This is a genomic window from Rectinema subterraneum, assembly GCA_009768935.1.
GTDB classification, from domain to species: domain Bacteria; phylum Spirochaetota; class Spirochaetia; order Treponematales; family Rectinemataceae; genus Rectinema; species Rectinema subterraneum.
Genome location: WESA01000092.1, coordinates 1 through 4437, shown reverse-complemented (window position 1 = coordinate 4437; position 4437 = coordinate 1). Strand labels below are relative to the sequence as shown.

The window sequence follows — 4437 nt, the reverse complement described above, 5'->3', positions numbered from 1 at the left end:
AGCCAGCGTCGATCAAAATCGGACTGGAGAGCGAAGATAAGGATGAGCTCCTGGAAGAATTGGTCGATGTTCTAGCAAAGACCTACCCGAAAGACAAAGAATTCCCGCGCGAGCAGGTTCTCGATGCGCTCTGGGCACGAGAAGAGAAGATGTCCACGGGTATTTACAAGGGTGTGGCGGTGCCCCATGCAACGGTCGAAGGTATCGACAGCCTTCATGGTGTCTTGGGCATCTCGAAAAAGGGCATTGAGTACGAATCGCTGGATGGCAGCCCGGTATATCTTGTGTTCATGCTCATATCTTCTCCCGGCGAGGCAGAGCTGCATCTCGATGCGCTGAGGAAAATTGCACTTTTAATTCAGGATCCTGTCTTGCTTGACAACCTCATGAAGGCAGCTAGACCTGAACAGGTCTTTGCCTTGATTCGTGAATTCGAAGCAAGTGCCGTATTATAGAGAAGTTATTGTGTGATTCCACCAGGTGATTGCTTCAAAGGCCGATGGGACCGCACCTTTCTGTATATGTTACAGAGAAGGGGTGTACCATGGATTCAGTCGACAGTATCGACAAATTGATAGAAATAGAACGCCAGGCAGCAGCAATAATAAAAGAAGCCGAAGACAAGGCTTCCAGAATTCTGCTCGATGCGAAAAACAAGTCTGAATCGCTGCTGAAAGACAAGCTCGCCGAAGCCCGAATGAAATTCGAAAGCGACCTGGCCGCCTCTCGCGATGCGCTTCGCACCCAAACCCAGAAAGAGATCGAAGATTACAAGGCAAGCCTGAAAAATATTCCTTTAAACCAGACTGCACTTTCTGCAGCGCTCGAGGACCTTTTGAAACAGGAAGCATGATATGGCAGACTCGTTCGAGATTGCCTATCTGTATGCCCGCGTCTGCGGCGCATTCTCGAAAATGCAATTGGGCGAAGCAGGGCGGGAGCTCATGCGTAACCCCGGGGGGATACCAGCGCTCTGGAAGCTCTATTTCAACGAAGAGCCGCCGACCATCCCTGAATCCAAGCTCATTTTCGAAGCAGAGCGCAAGATTATCCAGCGCTCGATCAGCTCGTTCCTCAGGCTTGCAAAACCGCTGTCCGATTCCGACGCATTCATTCATGCGCTCATTTCGAAGTTTGAAATTACTGCTATAAAATCGATGCTCTTCCGCTTGCGTTCGGGCGAACCAAGGCCGGAAGAGATTTCGTACTCTTCTCCTGTCATTGAACAGGCACTGTCCGCATGGCCGCGCTTGGCAGACATGTTCCAGGACACCCCCTATGCATGGCTGGATAACAGTTGGCTCGACAATATAGCGCTGGCTGAGAACAAACTGGATCGCCAGTACTACCTTGATCTCTGGGCCACTGCCTCGCGTATCCCCAAGCCGAAACTTGGCGCTATCCTGGATCTTGTACGCTGGGAAATTGTCTATCAGAACGTGATATGGGCGCTGCGGATCCGGCGCTATTACAACATGTCCAGGCAAGATGCGACGAGCATGCTGGTGGATATCAAGGGCATCGATACCACATCACTCGCGCTGCAGACCTTCGATTTCGATATCGACAGACTCGACAGCTTCGATTCCTGGCCGCTCAAGAAATTGCTATCCAATCAGACATCGGCACATCTCGATGTGCCAGTCCTTGAGATTCGCGCGCAGGAAGAGCTGTTTACGATGGTGCGGCGGGCGCTTCATTTGCATCCATTCAGCTATACGCCAGTCTATTGTTATTTCAAGCTCCTTGAGTACGAGACATCGCTACTGCTGGCGGTGCTTGAAAGTGCGCGTCTCGGCGTCACCGCAGAACAGAAATCAAAATATTTGTGGATTCCCGGAGAGGAGACAGCATGAGCAGTGTACGTATGCGCAGAGTGGAACTGCTGCTTCTCAAGTCCGATATCGATGCAGTGCTCAAATACCTGGGGAGCCAGCAATGCTTTCAGATTATCTATCCTGATGAGATCGAGCGGATCGCGCATGAGAAACTCGCAGGTATCGTGGAGTCAGATGAAGAAAAAGCGCTCGCATCCCGGCTCGATAATGCCAAGAGCAAGCTGGATTTTATCGGGACATTTTTTGGTCTTCCCGTCCCGCAAAATATTATCGAAGATGCTCATCTGCCCGACGAGGAAATGCTTTCGAAGCTCGATATTCTGTATGAACGCTGTGCAGACCTGAAAACACGCATCGCAGAGCAGGAGGCAAAGGTCGATCAGCTCGCGGAATCGCTGCATGAAGCGAAAGCCTTTTCGGGGCTGTCCCAGCCTTTCGATGAGCTTGAGAAATTTTCATATGTCTCGATTCAGATAGGACATATCGCAAAAGAAAAACTCGATGCACTCGAAAAAGCGCTCGGTGCGCGCGCGGTGATCATTCCTCTTGACAACGAGGGCACAATTCTCGCTGCAGCAAGCCGCAAAGGTCGCTTTGCACTGGAAACCGAGCTTTCGAAAGCGGGGTTCGAAAAGAAAAGTCCTCCGAAAGAGGCAAGCGGAGTGCCTGCCGAAGCGATGTCTGCGCTTGAGCATGCATATCAAGCGGAAAAACTCAGGCTCGAAAATCTTTTGCAGGAAAAGAAATCGCTTTCAGAACAATATGGCAGTCTCTGGCAGGTTATGGTCTCTTCGGTCAGGCTGAAGCAAGCCCTCATTCTTGTCGAGACCAAGCTTGAGCAAACAGAATGGACCTATCGGCTTTCCGGCTGGGTGCCTGTTGACAGAATCGATCGCATGGCCAAGGATATCATTGGGATGCTGGGCGAGCGCGTGTCGATCCGCATATTCAATCCCGATGAAACAAAAAGCTCAGGCGAAAAGGACACGAGCGAAGAAGTGCCTGTTCTTCTCAAGCATAATGTCTTTGTCTCGGCATTCCAGGGCATTGTGCTTTCGTATGGCACGCCGCTCTACGGCGATATCGACCCGACACCGCTTGTGGCATTTTTCTTTACCCTGCTGTTCGCGATTATGTTTGGCGATTTGGGGCAGGGTTTGGTCATTGCAGGGCTTGGCCTGGCCATGCTCAAGATGAAAAAGGGGTTTTTGGCGAGTTACAAGCGGTATGCCCTCGCGTTCATCGCTGCGGGGGTAGGGTCGATGGTGATGGGGCTTTTGGTTGGCTCGTTCTTTGCGGATGACAAAGTGCTCGTTCCGCTCGAACGCATACTCACAAGGCTCATTTTGGGCCAGCCCAAAGACAGATTTCTCCAGATCATGCCACAGGGCAATATCAATTCCATGTTCTACTTTTTCGGATTTACGGTGGGCATTGGCGTGATCATCAATTCGACCGGCCTTGTTATAAACATGATCAATCTCATGCGGCGCAAGGAATATGGAGAAGCACTTTTCACGAAGACCGGGCTTGCAGGCTCGCTCGCATTCTGGTGGGCGATCGGCATGGGCGTACGGGTCATTCTTGGCGCCAAGCTTGGATGGATTGACATTGTGGGGCTTGGAATTCCGCTTCTTGCAATGTTCTTTGCCGAACCTTTGAAAGCGCTGGTCGACAAAGCGCAAGGCAAAAAGCCAGAACAGGTTTCCCTCATGGATTCGCTCGTGGGAGGAGCGGTCGAGCTGATCGAAACGCTTTCGTACTACGCATCCAATACGATGAGCTTCTTGCGTGTCGGGGCGTTTGCACTGGCGCATGCAGTATTGTCATTTGTGGTCTTTACAATGGCCGAACTGGTGCGCGGCAAATCCTCAAGCGGCATGGCTTTCCAGCTCATCGTCTATATCATAGGGAACGTGATCATTATCGGGCTTGAGGGCCTTATCGTGACCATTCAGGTGATCAGGCTCCAGTACTACGAATTTTTCTCGAAATTCTTTGCGCGGACAGGCAAAACGTTCAAGCCTGTTAGCTTTTCTGAATGAGAGGCGTTCAGCAGGGAGCGTCCGAAAAAAAAAAGAGGCGCCCAGGGTTGGCGCTTGATATATGGTAGTCATTATTTTTGAAGGAGTTGCGATATGAAGAAGAAACTGCTGGCTGGTGTTATGACGTTTGCATCCTCGATAGCGGCATTTGCACAGACACAGACTGCTGCAGTGCCCGCCTCGGCCCAGACTGCGAAATATATAGGGGCGGCTATTGCGGTGAGTACAGCGGTGCTTGCGGGCGGCTTTGCTGTCGCAAAAATCGGCGCCGCGGCAATGGGTGCGATGGCGGAAAAACCGGAGTTGTCGGGCAAAGCGCTTCCCTATGTCGGCCTTGCGGAAGGCATCTGTCTGTGGGGCTTTTTGGTTGCCCTGCTTATAATCCTTCTTTGAAGGTTTGTCGTGGCTGAAATTTTTGTGCTGGCTGAAGAAGAAATCCTCATCGCGTTCGGAATGATTGGTGTGAAGGGCAAAGCGGTCACTAGCCGCGACGATGCGATCGCCACATTCAGAAGCATTGTGCAGAATAAAACATGCACGATCGATCGAGGTGT

The 4437-nt window shown here is 51.3% G+C and carries 5 protein-coding genes; all 5 read left to right on the top strand.

What is annotated here, in order from left to right; translation table 11 throughout:
• Positions 1-455 (top strand): PTS sugar transporter subunit IIA (locus tag GAP13_RS12725; RefSeq protein WP_158908666.1); only part of this gene is annotated, 455 nt, incomplete at its 5' end.
• Between the two features lie 89 nt (positions 456-544).
• A complete protein-coding gene (locus tag GAP13_RS12720; protein ID WP_158908665.1) occupies positions 545-853 on the top strand; it encodes a hypothetical protein in 309 nt (102 codons plus the stop codon).
• A 1-nt stretch (position 854) separates the two neighbouring features.
• Positions 855-1856, top strand: a complete 1002-nt coding sequence (locus GAP13_RS12715) for a V0D/AC39 family V-type ATPase subunit (protein ID WP_158908664.1) — start codon at positions 855-857, stop codon at positions 1854-1856.
• Positions 1853-3883, top strand: a complete 2031-nt coding sequence (locus tag GAP13_RS12710; protein WP_158908663.1) for a V-type ATP synthase subunit I — start codon at positions 1853-1855, stop codon at positions 3881-3883. Before GAP13_RS12715 ends, GAP13_RS12710 begins: the two co-directional genes overlap by 4 nt.
• 93 nt (positions 3884-3976) lie before the next feature.
• The gene (locus tag GAP13_RS12705) at positions 3977-4276 is read left to right on the top strand and encodes an ATP synthase subunit C (protein WP_158908662.1); all 300 of its coding nucleotides are present in this window, start codon (positions 3977-3979) and stop codon (positions 4274-4276) included.
• Positions 4277-4437: the final 161 nt, after the last annotated feature.

Bases quoted from the DNA above. Each gene is read 5' to 3' on its own strand.
- GAP13_RS12710 (WP_158908663.1), top strand. From the start codon at position 1,853: ATGAGCAGTGTACGTATGCGCAGAGTGGAACTGCTGCTTCTCAAGTCC.
- GAP13_RS12705 (WP_158908662.1), top strand. From the start codon at position 3,977: ATGAAGAAGAAACTGCTGGCTGGTGTTATGACGTTTGCATCCTCGATA.
- GAP13_RS12720 (WP_158908665.1), top strand. From the start codon at position 545: ATGGATTCAGTCGACAGTATCGACAAATTGATAGAAATAGAACGCCAG.
- GAP13_RS12715 (WP_158908664.1), top strand. From the start codon at position 855: ATGGCAGACTCGTTCGAGATTGCCTATCTGTATGCCCGCGTCTGCGGC.